General features: G+C 32.3%; 20 protein-coding genes and 1 riboswitch. Of the genes, 18 read left to right on the plus strand and 2 right to left on the minus strand.

Annotated features, from left to right (window positions below; translation table 11 throughout):
- Positions 1-461 precede the first annotated feature (461 nt).
- The 6 genes from abc-f (at position 462) to DN389_RS01060 (ending at position 7,352) form a co-directional block, all read left to right on the plus strand.
- The gene (gene abc-f, locus DN389_RS01035) at positions 462-2,090 is read left to right on the plus strand and encodes a ribosomal protection-like ABC-F family protein (protein ID WP_149236748.1); all 1,629 of its coding nucleotides are present in this window, start codon (positions 462-464) and stop codon (positions 2,088-2,090) included.
- Between the two features lie 20 nt (positions 2,091-2,110).
- The gene (locus tag DN389_RS01040; RefSeq protein WP_088092556.1) at positions 2,111-2,704 is read left to right on the plus strand and encodes a GNAT family N-acetyltransferase; all 594 of its coding nucleotides are present in this window, start codon (positions 2,111-2,113) and stop codon (positions 2,702-2,704) included.
- Between the two features lie 417 nt (positions 2,705-3,121).
- Entirely contained in the window at positions 3,122-3,664 is a 543-nt protein-coding gene (locus tag DN389_RS01045; RefSeq protein ID WP_098109843.1) for a DUF3267 domain-containing protein, read from the plus strand.
- A 268-nt stretch (positions 3,665-3,932) separates the two neighbouring features.
- Entirely contained in the window at positions 3,933-4,703 is a 771-nt protein-coding gene (locus tag DN389_RS01050) for an ABC transporter ATP-binding protein (protein ID WP_088081352.1), read from the plus strand.
- Positions 4,678-6,612 (plus strand): ABC transporter permease, encoded by a 1,935-nt coding sequence (locus DN389_RS01055; RefSeq protein ID WP_149236749.1) that lies wholly within the window; start codon positions 4,678-4,680, stop codon positions 6,610-6,612. The genes DN389_RS01050 and DN389_RS01055 overlap by 26 nt, the downstream gene beginning before the upstream one ends.
- Before the next feature lie 68 nt (positions 6,613-6,680).
- Positions 6,681-7,352, plus strand: a complete 672-nt coding sequence (locus tag DN389_RS01060) for a lipoprotein BA_5634 family protein (protein ID WP_116892011.1) — start codon at positions 6,681-6,683, stop codon at positions 7,350-7,352.
- A 74-nt stretch (positions 7,353-7,426) separates the two neighbouring features.
- On the opposite strand, the gene DN389_RS01065 is transcribed toward DN389_RS01060, so the two are convergent.
- On the minus strand, positions 7,427-7,768 hold the full coding sequence (locus DN389_RS01065) for a DUF3914 domain-containing protein (protein ID WP_088081241.1): 342 nt from the start codon (positions 7,766-7,768) through the stop codon (positions 7,427-7,429).
- A 267-nt stretch (positions 7,769-8,035) separates the two neighbouring features.
- On the opposite strand from DN389_RS01065, the gene DN389_RS01070 reads away from it, so the two are divergent.
- The 10 genes from DN389_RS01070 (at position 8,036) to DN389_RS01105 (ending at position 16,730) form a co-directional block, all read left to right on the plus strand.
- Positions 8,036-9,265 (plus strand): esterase/lipase family protein, encoded by a 1,230-nt coding sequence (locus DN389_RS01070; protein ID WP_098109841.1) that lies wholly within the window; start codon positions 8,036-8,038, stop codon positions 9,263-9,265.
- An 87-nt stretch (positions 9,266-9,352) separates the two neighbouring features.
- Positions 9,353-10,405 carry a homoserine dehydrogenase gene (locus DN389_RS01075; protein ID WP_218943855.1) on the plus strand — a complete coding sequence of 351 codons (1,053 nt, stop codon included), beginning with the start codon at positions 9,353-9,355 and terminating at the stop codon, positions 10,403-10,405.
- A 110-nt stretch (positions 10,406-10,515) separates the two neighbouring features.
- Positions 10,516-11,964, plus strand: a complete 1,449-nt coding sequence (gene pdxR / locus DN389_RS01080; RefSeq protein ID WP_098109839.1) for a MocR-like pyridoxine biosynthesis transcription factor PdxR — start codon at positions 10,516-10,518, stop codon at positions 11,962-11,964.
- 4 nt (positions 11,965-11,968) lie between these two features.
- Positions 11,969-12,883, plus strand: coding sequence for a D-alanine--D-alanine ligase (gene ddlB / locus DN389_RS01085; protein ID WP_087985860.1), 915 nt, complete (start codon positions 11,969-11,971; stop codon positions 12,881-12,883).
- Positions 12,884-12,955: 72 nt separating this feature from the next.
- A riboswitch (TPP riboswitch) is annotated at positions 12,956-13,061 on the plus strand.
- 122 nt (positions 13,062-13,183) lie between these two features.
- A complete protein-coding gene (gene tenA, locus DN389_RS01090) occupies positions 13,184-13,873 on the plus strand; it encodes a thiaminase II (protein ID WP_088122211.1) in 690 nt (229 codons plus the stop codon).
- A gap of 294 nt (positions 13,874-14,167) precedes the next feature.
- Positions 14,168-14,500, plus strand: coding sequence for a heterocycloanthracin/sonorensin family bacteriocin (locus DN389_RS01095; RefSeq protein ID WP_088122212.1), 333 nt, complete (start codon positions 14,168-14,170; stop codon positions 14,498-14,500).
- 368 nt (positions 14,501-14,868) lie between these two features.
- Positions 14,869-15,348 (plus strand): homoserine dehydrogenase, encoded by a 480-nt coding sequence (locus DN389_RS01100; protein ID WP_179955878.1) that lies wholly within the window; start codon positions 14,869-14,871, stop codon positions 15,346-15,348.
- A 254-nt stretch (positions 15,349-15,602) separates the two neighbouring features.
- Entirely contained in the window at positions 15,603-15,728 is a 126-nt protein-coding gene (locus DN389_RS28690; protein WP_254981009.1) for a hypothetical protein, read from the plus strand.
- Positions 15,729-16,347: 619 nt separating this feature from the next.
- A complete protein-coding gene (locus tag DN389_RS28290; RefSeq protein ID WP_170958655.1) occupies positions 16,348-16,524 on the plus strand; it encodes a DUF6877 family protein in 177 nt (58 codons plus the stop codon).
- Positions 16,521-16,730, plus strand: a complete 210-nt coding sequence (locus DN389_RS01105; RefSeq protein WP_052760572.1) for a hypothetical protein — start codon at positions 16,521-16,523, stop codon at positions 16,728-16,730. Before DN389_RS28290 ends, DN389_RS01105 begins: the two co-directional genes overlap by 4 nt.
- A 498-nt stretch (positions 16,731-17,228) precedes the next feature.
- Here the strand turns inward: DN389_RS01105 and DN389_RS01110 are convergent, their stop codons facing one another.
- Positions 17,229-17,513 (minus strand): DUF4183 domain-containing protein, encoded by a 285-nt coding sequence (locus DN389_RS01110; RefSeq protein WP_001123250.1) that lies wholly within the window; start codon positions 17,511-17,513, stop codon positions 17,229-17,231.
- Positions 17,514-17,723: 210 nt separating this feature from the next.
- On the opposite strand from DN389_RS01110, the gene DN389_RS01115 reads away from it, so the two are divergent.
- A complete protein-coding gene (locus DN389_RS01115) occupies positions 17,724-17,933 on the plus strand; it encodes a hypothetical protein (RefSeq protein ID WP_142315659.1) in 210 nt (69 codons plus the stop codon).
- Positions 17,934-18,318: 385 nt separating this feature from the next.
- Positions 18,319-18,915 carry an ABC transporter permease gene (locus DN389_RS01120; protein ID WP_098128316.1) on the plus strand — a complete coding sequence of 199 codons (597 nt, stop codon included), beginning with the start codon at positions 18,319-18,321 and terminating at the stop codon, positions 18,913-18,915.
- Positions 18,916-19,003: the final 88 nt, after the last annotated feature.

Genomic DNA, 19,003 nt, shown 5'->3' on the forward strand with positions numbered 1-19,003 from the left:
TATAATATAAAATTAATCATACAGTTATATAAAAATTATATAAGAGGGAGTGTTTAAAAGTTTATTACTAGGGAAATCTAAGGCAAGTAGTATAACAAACGTAATTTGTGCTTGTTCTATCATGTAGTTAAGAAATGATAAATAGACCTAGAAGAAAGCAATCATAATAATAGCACATATAATTGCATTTACTCATACAGTACTATCATGGTACAATATGGTTACTAACGACGGAAAGGAATGATGGGTGGACGATGATTAACTAATCTTATTTTTAAATGTTGAAATTCAATAAATTTCAATTTATAAAAAATAGGATTAGTCTGCCCAATTTCCATACAACGGTATTGCTATTTATGTTGCGCAATAGCTTATTTGGGTATAAATAATGTAATGACTAATCCTGCCAAATTTATTTGGGAGGATTTTTTTATTCTCCCTTAACGAAAGGGATCGGTATTATGAAAGAAATTTTAAAATTAAATGATGTTTATGTTGATATAAAGGAAAATACTTTGTTAGAGAAAATGAATTTGACAGTAAAACAAGGGTATGTTATCGGATTAATCGGTAAAAATGGTGCTGGTAAATCAACGTTACTTCAATTAATAAATGGTAAAATTGAGCCATCAAAAGGCATTGTTGAATGGCAGCAAATGAATATGACAACCGCATATGTAGAACAAGAAATAGAATCTTTTGTTAGTAACGATGTGATTGCAAAAGAAGCAGAACTTCTTGCGAAATGGGGCGTGCCAACGAACGATTTTCATATGTTAAGTGGTGGTGAAAAGCTGAAAGTTCGGTTAGCAAAAGGATTTGCCGAAAATCCTAATGTCTTAATATTAGACGAACCGACAAATCATTTAGATGAGATGAGTACGGAATTTCTCATTAAGCAAATTAAAAATATGAAAGGTACAGTTATCGTCGTATCGCATGATCGATACTTTTTAGATGTTGTCGCAACTAGAATATGGTCGATTGAGGATAAGAAATTAATTGACCATAGCGGTAATTATACGAGTTATATGAAAGCACGTGAGCATAAAAGAATGACGCAGCAACGTGAATATGAAAAACAACAAAAAAAGATAGAACAAGTAGAAAATCATATAAAAGAATTAAGTTCATGGTCACAAAAGGCACATGCGCAGTCTACAAAACAAGAAGGAGTTAAAGAATTTTATCGTGTAAAAGCGAAGCGAATGGATGCGCAAGTGAAGTCAAAACGAAAACGTCTTGAAAAAGAGCTGGAGAAAACGAAAGTAGAACGTGTGAAAGAGGAATATTCAGTTGAATTCTCTATTCAAGCGAGTAAAAAAGTAGGAAAACGTTTCTTAGAAGTAAAACAATTGCGGAAAGAATTTAATAGCCGAACATTATTTGAAAACGTTAATTTTACAATTCAGCACGGTGAGAAGATTGCGATTATTGGACCAAACGGTAGCGGGAAAACAACATTACTGAAGATGATTATGGGAACAGAAACTGTTGAAGGAGAAGTATGGATTTCACCTTCAGCAAACATTGGTTATTTAACACAAGAAGTATTTGATTTACCACTTGATAAAACACCAGAAGATTTATTTTATAAAGAGACATTTGAAGAACGAGGAAAAGTCCAAAATTTAATGAAACATTTAGGATTTGAATCTTCCCAATGGAAAGAGCCGATTGAATATATGAGTATGGGGGAACGAGTGAAATGTAAGCTCATGGCTTATATTTTAGATGAAAAAGATGTACTTATTTTAGATGAACCGACGAATCACCTTGATCTACCTTCGCGTGAACAGCTTGAAAATACATTAGCTGAGTATAATGGAACACTCGTTATCGTTTCTCACGATCGATATTTTCTGGAGAAAACAACTAACACAAAACTCGTGTTTTTAAACAATACGATACAAAAACAGCTAGAAGAACCTACGAAAACAAGGGATGAAATTGAAGAGCTACGTTTAACGTTAGAAACAGAAAGACAAGAAGTATTAGGGAAATTAAGCTTTTTAACTTCTAAAGACAAAGAATATAAAGAACTAGATGAACGGTTTATGGAACTTACGAAGCAGATTAAGGCGCTTTAACGTAAGGAAGGGGGATTAAGGTGGGAGAAGAGAGTTTGACTAAGTTATTTAGAATAGATTGTGGTGATATATACCTACAAGAGTTTACGGTCAAAGATGCAGAGAGTATTTATAAAATAGCAAATCAACCGGAAATAGAAAAGTTTTTACCAGACTGGAAATCAACGAAAGAACAAAGGGTTAATTGGGTTGTAAATTATGAAATACCTGAAAATAAAGCGTTTCTTAATGCAGTGAGAACTACGACTAACATAGATGATCACATATTAAGACTAGGAATATTTAAGAAAACCACAAATGAATTTATTGGATGGTGCTGCACAGGCATGAAAGATGAACTCCCTGCACCGAACAGAGAAATTATGTATGCTGTTTCAAGTGAATATTATAATAATGGTTATGCAACGCAAGCGACAAAAGGCTTAATCGGTTATTTATTTGAAAATACAAATGTGGATGTCCTTAACGCAATTGCTTTAATTAAAAATGTGCCATCAAATAAAGTTATTGAAAAATGCGGGTTTACTTATTTGGGTCAACAGATGATAGAAAATCAAATTTATAATCATTATGTATTGAGTAAATCCGGATGGATAAAAAATAGTGCTCTTTAAAGGGAGCGATAATGCAAAAAAAGCTTAGAGCTAAAACTCTAAGCTTTTTTTGCATTCTAAAGTACTAGTTAACCATACTAAAGTGTAGATTCTGGATGTATTTTTCACCAAAAACAAATGCAGTAAGTTGTACATGCGAGAACTATTTCATAACATTATATCTAAAAGGTATTTGGGGGATTTTGTCGAATGTATATGTCTATGAAAACATTAATTTCTTACTCAAATCATCCTAAACATGAACCACTTTAGGCTTAAATAGAAGAATGTACGGCAAACGCGAAGGCAAGCGAAGGTTTGCATTTTATATTAGCGGTTGAGTGTTAGTGGATTTCAAATTTTCGGAATATGGAATAGTTTAAATGAGGGAGGGGAGAGCATATTATCATTTGGTTTCGTCACTTACCACAAATAAGTATGGATTTGTCAGAATGGACTCCTTTTATACAAAATGATTGGCACCGAAAACATTATATGAAGTTTGTATATGTACTTCAAATCATTATTTTTCTAATACCGTATTATTTTGGAGCAAGTTTTACTCATATTAATATTTTTTATCTCATCATCATAGGTATTTTTGTTTTCATTGTTCATGAATGTCTACATATTATTGTTATAAATAAAAAAAGTGATATTAGCTTGACGTGTAGTGGAATATTTTTTTGGCTAAATACAAATGCAATCTTATCCAAAACGAGATTTTGGATCTTTATGAGCTTGCCTATTATTGTACTATCGGTCGTTCCTGCTATTGTATCATTGTATGTATCAGGAAATATTAAATCAATTTTATTATTTGTATGTTGGATAAACACAATCATTTCTGCTTCAGATATATATAATTCATTATTAATTGCGATTAAACCGAAGAACTCAATTTTTTGTAGAGGTTATTATAAAGTGGAAGACAATAAAAAAGGGTATCTCAAAAACATTTCAACTAAAGGCATTAGATAAAAATATAACTTTGGGAAGGAAAAGACCGATAAAGCAATCGGTCTTTTCTTGTTTTTATAATAAAGATTTGATATACAATTGTATTTCCTGCCACTATACAATTATTATAAGATAGTTATGCGTTAATTTTAGTTTGGAAATAGTTTTATTATCAGTTTTTTTAGAAATCTTACAAGCGTGTAAGATAAATGAAAGATGAATCAATATGAGCTATAAGACAATTCATTTACACTCTATTGTGAGAAGTGCAAATGAAGGGAGAATAGAAATGGAAATTTTACATGCGAAAAATATTAGTAAAGTATATAAAGGGAAAATACCTTTTAAAGCATTAGTAGATATTGATTTATCAATTCAAGAAGGTGAATTTATAGGGATTATGGGGCCATCAGGTAGCGGGAAAACTACGCTATTAAATATGGTATCTACTATTGATTCTCCGTCCTCAGGTGAAATTTTAATAAATGGTATAAATCCTTTCCAGTTATCATCAGAAGATTTAGCTTTATTCCGTAGGAAACAATTAGGATTTGTTTTTCAATCATTTAATTTACTTAGCACGCTTACAGTGAAGGAAAATATCGTATTGCCGATGACATTAGATGGCGTTTCTGTGCAAGAAATGAACAAACGCGTACAAGAAATCGCAGAGAAATTAAATATTACAGATATATTGAATAAAAGAACGTTTGAAATATCAGGAGGCCAAGCTCAAAGAACAGCAATTGCTCGTGCAATTGTTCATAAGCCGCAATTATTACTTGCAGATGAACCAACAGGGAATTTAGATTCTAAATCTTCAAATGATGTAATGGAGATGTTAGATACTCTAAATAAGGAAGAAAAAGCTACGATGATGTTAGTGACTCATGATCCGTATGCAGCGAGTTTTTGCAGCAGAGTTATATTTATAAAAGATGGTCAATTATATAACGAAATTTATTGTGGTGAAAGCAGGCAAGCATTTTATCAAAAGATTATGGATGTCCTTTCTTTGTTAGGAGGGAAAAGGCATGACTTTTCGTCAGTTCGCATTTAATAATATTTTTCGTAATAAGCGTATATATGCAGCTCACTTTTTAAGCAGTGCATTTTCAATTATGATTTTCTTTACGTACGCTCTTTTATTATTTCATCCTGATTTACAAGGTGAGTTACAGTCGACGAGTGCAACAATAAGTGCATTTGGTACATTGGGATTTAAAGTTTCACAAGGTTTGATTTTTGTATTTTCATTTTTCTTTATTTTATATTCAGTGAGTTCGTTTTTAAAAACGCGTAAGAAAGAATTTGGCATTTTAATGATGCAAGGTATGTCAATGAGACAGCTTAAAAAGTTATTGTTAATTGAAAATATGTTAATTGGACTTGGTTCGATTTGTATTGGGATTCTTATCGGCCTCGTATTTTCTAAACTAGTTTTATTAATAAGCGCCAGTGTATTAATGATTAGTAACGGTTTACCTTTTTATATACCAGTCCAGGCTGTATTATTAACAGTTATCACGTTTCTTTTCTTATTTTTAATTGTTTCGCTAGTTACTTTTAAAATGATAAAAGTAACAGAACTTGTGGAACTTATTCAAGCAGGGGAAAAGCCAAAGCCTGAACCGAAATCGTCAATTTTATTATCAATTTTTTCTTTATTTAGTATAGGATATGGCTATATTTTAGTATTCCGCTTTATCCCAAGTTATAGTTTTATTACGCTCGGAATGGGTGTGCTCCTAGTAATTATAGGAACGTACTTTTTATATACGCAGTGTAGCGTTTATATATTGCATCTTGTGAAAAGGAGTGAATCTTTCTTTTTAAAGAGAACCAATATATTAACATTTTCAGAATTAATATACCGTATGAAAGATAATGCAACAATGTTTTTTATAGTATCTATTATTTCAGCAGTTGCTTTTACAACAATTGGCACGACAGCAGCTCTTGGAAATAAAGATTTGGTAAGGATGACAAACCCGTATACATTTCTGTATACAGCTCCTGATAAAAATAACATAACGGATAAACATCTCTCGATTATAAAAAAACATCTTGCTGATTCTAATATTCCATATCGAATGGCTTCCACTTCAGATATTTATACAGAAAGTAATGTAAATATAATGAAGTTAAGTGAATATAACGAACTTGCGAGAGCACTCGGGTACCAACAAGAAACGATTGAAAAAGAAGATGAAATGTTATTAATCCCTGGAGTCGTATCACAAAAACAAGAGTTTAAAAATGGTGATTATAAAAAGAATATTGAAGTCATTCAAGGCGATTGGACAAAGACATTTCATGTGAAAAAAACTGTAGATAATTTAGTTTTGCCACACGATACGGAAGGGATTAATATTGCGATTCAAGATCATGTGTATGATGAAATTCCGCTTAATAGTAATCTAGATTTTGAAAATATTATTCAATATCGAACTTATGGATTTGTTGTAGATGATTGGATAAAAACGAAAGAGATTTCAAACCAATTAAGTGAAATATTCGATCAAGATCCTAGAGACATACATTTTGAATTTAGAGCACTAACTATAGAGTTGTTAAGTGCAAAACAAACGAATGGGTTATTACTTATGGCAAGTGTTTTAGTTGGAATCGTCTTCTTTACTTTCGCTGCTAGTTTTATTTATTTCCGGTTATATACTGATTTGGACCGCGATCAGCAGCAATATAAGATGATTTCGAAAATGGGATTAAGTAAACGAGAGTTGAAAAAAGTTGTAACAAGACAATTAGTATTAATGTTCTTCTTACCGATTATCGTTGCAGTGATTCATACTGTGGTCGCCTATATGGCATTACAACAATTAGTCGATTTTTCTATTATGGATAGCTCTATCATAATTTTAATTTCATTTATATGTATACAAGTTTTATATTTCTTTATAACTCGTTGGCGTTACTTACAAAAGCTTTATAAAACTATGGAACAGTAGAGAATATCAGTAAGTAAGATTGCAGAAAAGCATGTAAAAAAACAATTTGAGTTATGAAAGGAACTGTGATGAAAAAAACACTCTCTATTTTCATATTAAGTATATTAATTTTAATAAGTTTAAGTGCATGCTCTAAAAATGAAAACAGATTTCCAGCTAACGGCGTATTAATCATTGGAGATGAGAATTATACTTCAACAGTTATGAATCGTTATAAGGAAAATACGAAAGAACATGAAGTTTTTTCGGTGAAAACAGGTAGATTTGATCAAAAAAGGGTTCTGATATTAAATGAATCTACTGCAAAAGCGATGATTACAGCAAAAATTTTTCGTAAAAGAGATCATACATCTCATTCTAAACCTTTAGATACGTTACCGAATTTTCCAAAAGAGAGTTCACTATTATTTATAAATGAAGAAGAAAAGAATATAAAAAGTATTGAAATAGAAGGTAAAGCGATACCAGTTACATATGAAAGTGATGCTTGGCTTGGTAATAATCGAAACTATGGAACACTATGGTATGTAATTGTGGCGAAAAATAATGTGTATAAAGAAATAAAAGTAAATGAAACAAAAATGCAACTTCTTCATCTGAAAAAATCTTTAGGTGACGAAAAACCTAAAATGTCGACAGATAATACATTGACTAATGAATATGTAAAAGTAAGAAAGTTAATTAAAGATTTTGAGAAAGAAGTATCAGTTCAATTTGTCACGATTGGAGAAAAATCATAAAAAAGAGTTCAAGGTTGATAGGAATTTTATCAGCCTTGAACTCTTTTTAATTTAGACCATTTAGATAACATAGTTTACATTACTTCATTTAATCGCGTCTCGCTCGGTTCTTCAATCGCATTTGAATTTTGAACTGAATTATTTTGAGATTCTTTTTCCTTACGAGACCTTTGTAGCATTTCAAGTATGATCCATAAAGGAACACCTTTATCTTTTAACATCTTCCATAAATCTAATTCGTTAAATTTATGCTCAGGTTGTTTCATTTCTTTTTCGGATGAACGAATATCAAACTTGATGGGATCATTTGATTTTTTATCTTCAAGTTTAGTAGAAGAGATAGTATTATGCTCAAGATTAGATGGAGTTATTTTAGTAGGTTGAGATAACGTATGAATATTTGATCCGATTTGCATGCCTTTTCCTCCTCCTTAAGTAATAAAATTAGTTTTCTTATAATTATTAAAGCTATTTAACATGAGGAAACTAAATCTAATTATAAATTCAAATAATCAGATTTACAAGTTATATTGTGAAAAGTAATTCCTCACTTGAATTAATATTTATCAACATTTGTGTATGTTTTCTCTATATACAATGTATATAAAATACTTTACATTATGTTTAAGTTAAAAACTCATTTTTAATAGGGAAATGTAAACGTTTTATTAGGGGGAGGAAGCATGGGGAAATTATTTTTAAAAATATGTTTATTCACAATAGGGACTGTGTTTTTATTCGCAGCAAAAATAACTTACGCTGAAGAGAAACAACAAAATAATTATCCTATCATACTAGTGAATGGATTTGCTGGGTGGGGTAGAGAGGAAATGTTAGGGGTTAAATATTGGGGTGGTGTTCATGATATACAAGAAGATTTAAAAAGAAGTGGCTATACAGTACATACTGCTGCTGTTGGACCTGTTTCTAGTAACTGGGATCGTGCATGTGAATTATATGCGCAAATTAACGGTGGTACAGTAGACTACGGTGCCGCACATGCTGAGAAACATGGACATAATCGTTTTGGCAGAACTTATAGTGGTTTTGCACCGAATTGGAGTGAAACAAATAAAATTCATTTAGTTGGGCATAGCATGGGCGGACAAACGATTAGAACATTAGTACAGCTATTAAAAGAAGGTAATTTTGAAGAGAAAAATCATCCGAACACGAATATATCACCACTATTTGAGGGCAAGAAATCATATGTTCATAGTGTGACAACATTAGCAACTCCTCACAATGGCACAACACTGGCGGATGGTAGTCTTCTACTGCCGTTCGTTAAAGATTTACTCATTACAGCTGCAAGTTTAGGAGGAAACAATAATTTATCATTATACGATTTTAAATTGGATCAATGGGGGTTAAAAAAGAATGCTGGAGAGTCCCCTTTCCATTATACTGATCGTATTTTAAATAGTTCAATTTGGAAAAATACAAAAGACATTAGTCAATGGGATTTAAGTACTGATGGTGCAAAGGAGCTTAATAATTGGGTAAAGACGCAATCAGATGTGTATTACTTATCATATAGTGGACATGCATCGCAAGCTGCACTTATAACTGGTTTGCATCTACCTCATATAACGATGAATAAAGTATTAATGGGAAATGCATTCTTCTTAGGTTCTTACGCAAGATATGAAGAGAATCGACCAGAAATAAATACTTCTTGGTGGCAAAATGATGGTGTAGTAAATACAAATTCTATGATTGCACCTTCTTCTAATACTGCTGTATATAATAATGAGATTTTACAGATTGGAAAATGGAATCATATCGAAACGAAAGAAAATTGGGACCATCTCGACATGGTAGGATTAAGTGTTTCAGATACGTTAGGTTTTTCTAGCATTCAAGAGTTTTATAGAACAATTGCAGAAAGGTTATCAAGATTACCGAAATAGGTAATAATAAAGCGCTCTCGATGGAATTCGAGGGCGCTTTATATTATATTGAAAGAGGGATATTGTAGAAAAATATGGGGGTATATTATGAAAATTCAAGTTGTATTATCAGGATATGGAACAGTTGGCAGAGAGTTTGTAAAATTATTAAACGAAAAATATTCATATATATATGAAACATATGGGATTCAATTAGTTGTAAGTGGCGTATTAGGTAGAAATGTTGCAATACATAATGAGGACGGATTATCTATTCAGCACTTATTAATGTATGGTAGCGGTAGCGCTGCAATTGAAGAATACATTGAACATCATCCAGAGGAACGAGCAACAACTAGCATAAGTGGAACTGTATTAGTAGAATCAACCGTTACAAATCTTAAAGATGGAAATCCAGGAAAACAATATATAAAACAAGCGATTGAAAAACAAATGGATATAGTAGCAATTTCAAAAGGTGCACTCGTTACAAACTGGAGAGAACTAAATGAAGCAGCAAAAATCGCAAATGTACGAATTCGATATAGTGGTGCAACTGCGGCGGCATTACCGACACTTGATATTGGTCAATTTAGTTTAGCTGGTTGTCATATTGAAAAAATAGAAGGAATATTAAACGGGACTACAAATTATATTCTTTCGAAAATGAATGAGGATGATATTACGTTTGAAGAAGCACTGAAAGAAGCGCAAAGTAAAGGAATTGCTGAAACGAACCCAATATTAGATGTAAGTGGTTCTGATAGTGCGTGTAAATTGTTACTGTTGACAAACAGTTTAATGGGAACGGAAAATACGCTTACCGATATACATATAAAAGGAATCGAGCATGTTACAAAACAACAAATTCGAAATGCTAAAGAACAGAATAAATATATTAAATTAATAGCTTCAGCATATAAGGATAAGGATGGTAAAGTGGCTCTTCATGTGGAACCGTACGAAATAGATAAAGATCATCCGCTAGCAAAAGTAAATGGGACAGAAAAAGGAATTACGTTCTTTACAGATACGATGGGGCAAGTTACTACAATTGGTGGTGCTTCTAATCCACGCGGAGCAGCAGCAGCTTTAAAAGATATTATTAACTTATATCGTAAAGATTTGTACCGTGTTAATGAGGGGGAATATCCCCATTGATTACTAGCCTTCACTTTATATGACCGTACCGCCCTTTATAAAAAATACATATGTAGTGGACCTTTTGAGAATGAAATAAATATGCAAAAATGATTGCAGGGGGTAAGGAATTGTTTAAAGATTTTAAAGTTGTGAAAGATCGTCCCGTTTATATTCAATTGAAAGATTATTTGAAAAAGATGATTATGAAAGGTCATTTGCTCGGGGATCAAAAAATCCCTTCAACTAGGGAACTAAGTGAATTACTAAGTGTGAGCAGAAATACTGTACTCGCTGCTTATGCGGATTTAGAGCAAGAAGGACTCATTTATGCAGTTAAAGGGAAAGGGAATTTTGTAGCGAAGGTTGATATATCGAACACTTCGTCTGTTGAAATAGATTGGAAACATAAACTTAATACAGTTACCTTATTAGCGGATGAATTAGATTTAATGAAACATGGTGTTCGCTGGGAAAAAGGAATGATTGTTTTTAATAGCATTGCTCCGGACGAAAAGCTATTTGATGTGGAAAATTTCAAAAGAGCTTTTCTTACTCGTATGTCCATTGAAGGGGATGTCGTATTAAACTACGGATACGCAAAAGGTTATAGACCTTTAATGAATTATCTACTTCATTATATGGAAATGAAAGGTGTAGATATTTCGAACAAAGATATTTTAATTACAAATGGATTTACAGAAGGATTAGACATCGTACTATCCTCGTTATCGAAGAAATCAGGGCGGGTTATTTGTGAGAATCCAACTCACCATGCTGCATTGAAGCTTTTCCGTTTACATGGACTTGAAGTTCACGGAATTAATATGAATGAAGATGGCATCGATACGAACGAAGTAGAAAAAAGTTTGCGTGAAAAAGAGTTTGATTTCGCATATTTAATTCCTTCCTATCATAATCCAACCGGTATTGTTACGAGTTCGGAGAAAAGAACGGAACTGATGAGATTATTCTCCAAATATAAGGTTCCTATTATAGAAGATGGATTTAATGAAGAGCTACGTTATTCAGGTTCACACTTAGCACCATTATTAACTTTTGCTGGCGCTGGTAATAATGTAATTTATATTAGTAGCTTTTCAAAGGTACTTTTCCCTGGGTTACGTGTAGGCTGGATCATCGCAGATAAAGAACTGATTCATCATTTAGAAAGTGTAAAAAGAGCAAGAACGATTCACACATCTACGTTAGATCAAGCTGTTCTATTTCAATATTTACATGAAGGATATTTTGAAAAATATTTAAAAAAGGCAAGATCAGTTTATAAGAAGAAATATGAGTTAGCTGTTGGGGCGTGTAACGAGTACATTCCGTTTCAAAGAATGACCGGTGATGGTGGACTTCATTTATTTATAGAGTTAGAAGAAAAAATTCATGCCCGCACACTTTTACAAAAGTGTTATGAGCAAGGGGTTACATTTTCTCCTGGAGATGTTTTTTATTCTGATGGAGGAGGAGCGACTACTTTTCGATTAGGATTTTCACGTCTGAAAGAAGAAGAAATAGTTCGTGGAATCAAAATAATCGGTGATACAATACAAACTGAAATTTGGAGTTGAGGAAATGAGAATTGGCGTTATTATGGGGGGAGTATCCTCTGAAAAACAAGTATCAATTATGACTGGAAATGAAATGATTGCAAATTTAGATAAAAATAAATATGAAATCGTACCAATTACGTTAAATGAAAAAATGGATTTAATCGAAAAAGCGAAAGACATTGATTTTGCGCTGCTTGCATTACACGGAAAATATGGAGAAGATGGGACGGTTCAAGGCACGCTTGAAAGTTTAGGTATTCCTTATAGCGGGAGCAATATGTTATCTAGCGGTATATGTATGGACAAAAATATTTCGAAAAAGATTTTACGCTATGAAGGTATAGAAACACCCGATTGGATTGAACTTACAAAAATGGCGGATCTAAATCTTGATGAATTAGATAAGTTAGGATTTCCGTTAGTGGTAAAACCAAACTCTGGTGGATCAAGTGTTGGGGTAAAGATTGTATATGATAAAGATGAATTAATTTCAATGCTGGAAACTGTGTTTGAATGGGATTCTGAAGTAGTAATAGAGAAGTATATAAAAGGTGATGAGATTACATGTTCAATTTTTGATGGAAAACAGTTACCTATTATTTCAATCCGACATGCAGCTGAGTTCTTTGATTACAATGCAAAATATGATGATGTTAGTACAATTGAAGAAGTTATCGAACTTCCAGCTGAATTGAAGGAACGTGTAAACAAAGCGTCACTGGCTTGTTATAAAGCATTGAAATGCAGCGTTTATGCAAGGGTAGATATGATGGTAAAGGACGGAATTCCATATGTAATGGAGGTTAATACATTACCAGGGATGACACAAGCAAGTTTACTACCGAAAAGTGCAGATGCAGCTGGTATTCATTATAGTAAACTATTAGATATGATTATTGAAACTTCATTAAAAGTAAGAAAAGAAGAAGGGTTTTAAGAAGCGCTATCATGAATACTTTTGACAGTAACATGAAGTATGTTATGATGAATACAATACGAAAATTAAATATTTATCCACTAGGGGGGCCTATTATAGGCTGAGATCAAATGAGAATTTGAGACTCTTAGTACCTGATCTGGTTAATACTAGCGTAGGGAAGTGGGAAGACATTACTATTTTATGAATAAATACTGTCAATTTCACTTTCTTTACGTTTGTAAAGAAAGTTTTTTTATTTTACAGATTTAATAACTGTGGGTAAATACTTAAATTTTATAATTTATTGGAGGGATTTAAATGACATTTTCACAATCATTACGTCAAGAAGTAGATTCAATTTGGGAAGCTAGTTTTCATCACCCTTTTGTAAAACAACTTGGTGAAGGAACGTTAGATTTAGCTAGTTTTCGCTATTACGTACTTCAAGATTCATATTATTTGAGTCACTTCGCTAGAGTACAAACTTTAGGAGCTGCAAAGGCTCTAGAATTAGAAACGACAGCTCGTATGGCACATCATGCTCAAAATACATACGAGGCGGAATTATCTTTACATGAGAACTTTGCGAAGAAACTAGGGATAACACAAGAAGAGAAAGACAATTTTATCCCTGCTCCAACTGCATACGCTTATACTTCACATATGTATCGTGCTGCGTATGAAGGACATTTAGGCGATATCATTGCAGCAATTTTACCTTGCTATTGGTTGTATTATGAAATTGGTGAACGTTTAAAAGAGTGTCAGCCAGAAGAGCCAATTTATAACGAATGGATTTCTGCTTATGGATCTGATTGGTTCCGTACATTAGTTGAAGAGCAAATTACACGATTAGACACTATCGCTGAAAAAGTAACAGAGGCAGACCGAAATCGAATGAAACAGCACTTTATTATTAGCAGTCAATATGAATATTCATTTTGGGAAATGGCCTATACTTTAGAAAAGTGGCCAGTCAATACAGAAATAAAAGATGTAATTGGATAATGAGTAGAGGTATTGCTATTCACAGGTATGGATAATACTTATGTATATGATTTCACAAAAGAAGTATCGCAAAAAGACGCATCGATCTAAGTGCGTCTTTTTTCAATTTATAAAAATGAGCCTATGGGAAAAATAACATAAAAATAGGTATATGAACAAGGTGCATTATCTAGTGATAGGTCATATTTTGTAGGGGTACGTATTGAACTTAGTTTATAGCGCTATTTCTACTTAGATTTAACGAACAGAAATATAGGAAAGCATTGAAAAGATTGAAGTTTATAAACGGAGGTCATGAAAATGAATAAGTTTCAACAAGAACTACAAGCGTTAAGCCTTAATGATTACCAATCTGGAAATATTGTGTATTGGGACCAACAAAACCAATATCCATACTATTATATTGAAGATGCTGCTCGTCGCTGTGGCGGTTGTGGTCGTTGTGGAGGTTGTGCAGGTCGCTGTGGTGGATTTCGTTGTGGTGGATTCCGTTGTATTGGTTGCTTCGGTTGTTTTGGTTGTGGCGGCTGTGGCGGCTGTGGTAGTTGTGGTAATTGTTCTAATTGTTTTAGTGGTTTTAATGGTACCACTGATACAACTGGTACTATTGTAACATATGAATATTGATAAGAGAAAAAAGGAATCCAATAGTGAAGTATTATATAATTTTTATTAAAGAATTTAATAAAAACACATGTAGCATTCAAGTGAAAGAATGATATTTAGATTTTTAGTTGTAAATCAAGATAAGATATATAAAGCAATGACTAGACTTAAAACCTAATCATTGCTTTTTTATATTTTTACCATCAAATAAGGAATCTGTTGCTTCTAGTTAGTGGGTAGCGAAAGTAATTATTACAACTATGTAAGATTAATGTAATGTTAATCGATAGTAAATGAAGATACTTGAGTGTATTTTAAATAAGATTTAAAAGTACTGTTTATTTTTAAAATATTGAGGTAAGTAAAATTCTATTAGGAAGTGTATTAAAATGATTGAACTTAAATCTATTATCCATTCGTACAAACTAAAGAGAAAAATAGCAAGGGATTTATACGGAAACAGAGATGAATTGACACTGTTATTAAATGAATTTAATAAAATGAAACACACAGTAACATGTGAAAAAAAGAAAAATAATATATTATCTCGTTTACAATTAATTTATCAACATATGAAATTAGATAAACGGTATCCTCTTCCAATTACTTTTAATAGTAAATTATTGGATCGATTAGAAAAAGAATCTCTTCATTCTATTGAGGAAGGTATAGCATGTCTACAATTAATGTTAGATATGAATTATGAGAAAATAAAACAATATGGATCGAGTACAAGTAGGTCATTTGTTCCATTATCGCAGTCTTCCATTTGTCTTGCTGATTGTATTTGCATAACTGGATTTGTATTAGGATTACTAGGTGCAATTACATTTTGGGGATTAGTTTTATCTGTATGTTCAATTACATAAAGGTTGATATTTGCAAGAAGGGCACCGACTTAAGGTGTTCTTTTTTAGTTTTATTGTAAAATTATTGTAAATGATAAATATTACATCATTCTTATCGCAACAAAGTAGTTCAGCCCCTAACGGTATGCGTCAAGGTGCTGAAATTTGAGAACCCTTCTTTAATAGATAAATATGATTATCAATCTCTTGCATTATAACACTAGGTTAATTAAATGAGAAACTTAATATTTATATGTAGTTATATAAGTGAGAATGTGAACAAATTTGAATGGGTTATTGCGATTCTAGAGATTGTAAAGCCATACATGGATGAAAAAGATTTTGAGCAAGTAATGTTTAAAACTGTAGTTCGTATGCAAGAGGAAATGGATATTAAATAAAATTGTTATTTCATTGTAAGTAAAAAGAGCACACATATAAGCATGCTCTTCGATAAGAAAGGTAGATCCCTATGAGCGGAGAGACTACATACAATATCGTATGTTCGTTTCTTTTAAATGTGAAGAAAAAGTCAACAAAAGGTCAACGTAAAGTCAATGAAAATTCAATAAAAATACTATTTGGTAAGTACATGTAAAAAAGAGCGCCTTGTAAAGGCACACTTTGTAAAGTTTTTTTCTACTGTCGTGTGTTTTTTATAGAGTTGAAAGCTATTATCCCACTTATAAAACTAGGCAGTAGACTCCAAAAGAAGAACCCCTATCGACCAGTTACTAGGGTGACAGTTAAGAAAAGGAGTGGTACTAAAATAATCATTATAAAAGATATTCTTTGATATGGATTTATATAAAAACGCCCCTTTATAGATATATAGTAGTGTATTTATATTTACAATTCAGTAGCTTTGAAAGTTCATTATTTTTAGTAAAGATTTCACTTGGTCACAAATAAAAGAGCAGCTAGCAAAAGCTAACTGCTTTTATAAGAAAATCGGAGAAAGATAACCATGTGTCTAAAGTATTGACGGAATTTTGAGTTTTATTCAGGAGAGAGAAAGAAATGACATATTTAGAGCAAATAAATAAGCTTTCTTCACAATTACCTTTAGTAGTTCTTCAAGATATTCATAATCATGTAAGAGATTGGTTGGCAAGTGGTGGAGAAGAAAATGATTCGTATATTGGTCAGAAATTACGATTTGCAGAAAATTATCTAAAGGCGAGAGGGACAGAATGAAATGCAAACATAAGTGGATTGACATGGAAGATGGAACAAATGACAAGTTCTGTGTGAAATGTAGCCAAAAGGTGAAACAAATGCAAATTGCATTACCTATAAGTATTTCTATTAGCGTTAGTGCAGCTTTACCAATGGCGAGGGAGAAAATGACTATAAACTCATATGGGAGTTTACAAGAATTTTATAAAGATGAAGGAGTTTAATAAAGAAAGAGGATTCGGAATTCAACCCTTGGGAAATGCAACAAAATAGTTATTTTAATAAAAGAAACCCCGATTGTTTGCGGGGCTTCTAAGGGTAATCGTCAAGTAATGAGGTAATCGACTAATTAACCATATCATGAGTTTTTTTGTAAATGTGTCCGAATAGATAAGGTCATCATTTTGAACAAAAACGCTATTTTATAAAAAAAGAGAAGCGCTTAATCAAGACGCTCCTCTTAATGCCAATATACAATAACTATTCCATTATAATGTATAAGCGTAAAATATTTAACAATTAGCTATGTGGTAAAAATTTCATTTTGTATTAGTTTAAAACTAAAAAAGAGCACCATATAAGTGCTCTTTTCAAGAGTGAGTATAAATACCAATCATCCTATAATAGTATATGCACCGCATTATGTAGTTGCTACTAAAATTAACTTCATTTTTTAAAATTAGAGGTTTCTTTTAATGAAACCTCCAAAAAGATAACTAAATTTACGTTATTGTAAATTCGATTGCGATAGGAGTTCCTCCATCTAGGACAGCTCCTCCTACAATAGTAGCAGCTGTAGTAGTCACACCAGTAATAGTATCCCCTGTTTGAATAACACCATTAATATAAAGTGTTAAAAAAGCATAAGAAGCAGGGAATGTTGTTACAGCACCAGTGTCATCAGTGAAGTCTGTGTTAGCAAAAGTTAAATCTGCTCCAGCGACAGTCCCTGTTGCTGCTGTACTTACAAATCGTCTTCCAGCTATAAAGGGCTTAACGATAGGCATTTATGTTCACCTCTTTTTTGAGAATAAACTCAGACAAGTTTTTTGAAAGTCTTGTCCTGTATTTTATTCTATGTTGTGCTTCTTTTAAAAGATACGGCTTGTATACTAGTAAAAAAGTATAATTATTATGTGTTTAATAGATGCTGTATAAATTTAAACAAAATAATTCGTTTATAAGTAAGTAGATCGAACGGAGGGGAACCGTATCGTATGAATCAATTGTCATTTTTTAAAGACATCGTTGAAAAGGAGATGCGTAGACTTGTGGTGAAGGAGCTGAAAAACTACAAAGCATTGTGCGTCCGGATGAAAAATCAAGAAGAACAGGCTCGAGCGGGGGGCATTGTTCTTTTTCCTAAAATGAAAGGTGACGAAAAGAATCATGAGATACGTTTTAAACAAATTGAACGGACGTTGTAACATGCTCTTGATGAAGAGGAACGTAAGATAATTGAAATGAAGTACTTAGGGAATCGAAAGGTTAAAGATTCGTTTGTGTACAACGAATTAATGATAAAGCGTGATCCGTTTTATCAGAAGAAAAAAAGTGATATTCAGTTGATAGCTACAGCTGTGGAGATTATATAAACTTAGTTTTGAGGTATCGGAAATGGGATTCTAGTATTTTGTTATGTTGTATAGATTGGTTAAGATGAGGTTGTTCTGCTTTACATGTTATATTATTTCCCTGTCCTGCCAATTGGTAGGGTTTTTTAATTCAATTAAAAATAATAATAGCTCGTCCAAACCTTTTAAATCTATCTTACATAGTATGTAGTAATAAATTTAAAAGGGGGAAACTAGTATGTCTTATTCCTACTATAATCATTGTAAGGATAACAAAAAGAAATATCATGATTGTCATAAAAGTAGTAAGAGTTATGACAAATGTGATAAAAAACATGATGAAAAGCCTTGGGTTAATGTAAAAGTGAATTGTTGTTCTGATGATTACCAATACAATCTTGTAAGAGCATCTGCTTTTAGAGCTGTGAGCACAGTTAATCAGAATGTGCCAGCAAATACTTTTGTAAAAGTCTTATTCCAAAATGAACAATTTGATTTAGCAAATGAATATAACCCTGCAACATCCATTTTTATACCAAAGACAAGAGGTGTTTATTCTGTTATTGGAACAATTGCGTTCATTCCTAATAATCTAAACACAAACTATAGAGCACGGGTAGAAATTCGAGTTAATGGAAATCCGGCAATTGCAATAGATAATGATTTTTTTGGTCCAATAAACTTTGCTAATGTTGTTGCCGTTTCATCAATAATTCAATTGAATGCTGGGGATGTAGTCGAGGTTTTTGCACAAAGTAGCGTAGCTGGAGTTATCTCTACTGTAGAAAATAGTACGCATTTTGAAGCTGCAAGATTTCCGTCTCCAACAGAATAAGTGATATGAAATCCATCAGTAATTTTATCTAAGTAAAGTCACTAATTTATATTTGACCTGCATAAATGCAGGTCTTTTTTTCGATAAA

The organism is Bacillus sp. AY3-1 (genome assembly GCF_008368785.1).
Classification (GTDB): Bacteria; Bacillota; Bacilli; order Bacillales; family Bacillaceae_G; genus Bacillus_A; species Bacillus_A wiedmannii.

What these genes read in the sequence shown, in the direction of transcription:
- DN389_RS01075 (WP_218943855.1), top strand. Translation starts at nt 9,353, where the DNA reads ATGAAAATTCAAGTTGTATTATCAGGATATGGAACAGTTGGCAGAGAG.
- DN389_RS01110 (WP_001123250.1), bottom strand. Translation starts at nt 17,513, where the DNA reads ATGCCTATCGTTAAGCCCTTTATAGCTGGAAGACGATTTGTAAGTACA.
- DN389_RS01095 (WP_088122212.1), top strand. Translation starts at nt 14,168, where the DNA reads ATGAAAATGAATAAGTTTCAACAAGAACTACAAGCGTTAAGCCTTAAT.
- DN389_RS01105 (WP_052760572.1), top strand. Translation starts at nt 16,521, where the DNA reads ATGAAATGCAAACATAAGTGGATTGACATGGAAGATGGAACAAATGAC.
- DN389_RS01115 (WP_142315659.1), top strand. Translation starts at nt 17,724, where the DNA reads ATGAATCAATTGTCATTTTTTAAAGACATCGTTGAAAAGGAGATGCGT.
- DN389_RS01120 (WP_098128316.1), top strand. Translation starts at nt 18,319, where the DNA reads ATGTCTTATTCCTACTATAATCATTGTAAGGATAACAAAAAGAAATAT.
- DN389_RS01070 (WP_098109841.1), top strand. Translation starts at nt 8,036, where the DNA reads ATGGGGAAATTATTTTTAAAAATATGTTTATTCACAATAGGGACTGTG.
- ddlB (WP_087985860.1), top strand. Translation starts at nt 11,969, where the DNA reads ATGAGAATTGGCGTTATTATGGGGGGAGTATCCTCTGAAAAACAAGTA.
- abc-f (WP_149236748.1), top strand. Translation starts at nt 462, where the DNA reads ATGAAAGAAATTTTAAAATTAAATGATGTTTATGTTGATATAAAGGAA.
- DN389_RS01065 (WP_088081241.1), bottom strand. Translation starts at nt 7,768, where the DNA reads ATGCAAATCGGATCAAATATTCATACGTTATCTCAACCTACTAAAATA.
- DN389_RS01060 (WP_116892011.1), top strand. Translation starts at nt 6,681, where the DNA reads ATGAAAAAAACACTCTCTATTTTCATATTAAGTATATTAATTTTAATA.
- DN389_RS01100 (WP_179955878.1), top strand. Translation starts at nt 14,869, where the DNA reads ATGATTGAACTTAAATCTATTATCCATTCGTACAAACTAAAGAGAAAA.
- DN389_RS01050 (WP_088081352.1), top strand. Translation starts at nt 3,933, where the DNA reads ATGGAAATTTTACATGCGAAAAATATTAGTAAAGTATATAAAGGGAAA.
- DN389_RS01055 (WP_149236749.1), top strand. Translation starts at nt 4,678, where the DNA reads ATGACTTTTCGTCAGTTCGCATTTAATAATATTTTTCGTAATAAGCGT.
- DN389_RS28290 (WP_170958655.1), top strand. Translation starts at nt 16,348, where the DNA reads ATGACATATTTAGAGCAAATAAATAAGCTTTCTTCACAATTACCTTTA.
- DN389_RS01045 (WP_098109843.1), top strand. Translation starts at nt 3,122, where the DNA reads ATGGATTTGTCAGAATGGACTCCTTTTATACAAAATGATTGGCACCGA.
- tenA (WP_088122211.1), top strand. Translation starts at nt 13,184, where the DNA reads ATGACATTTTCACAATCATTACGTCAAGAAGTAGATTCAATTTGGGAA.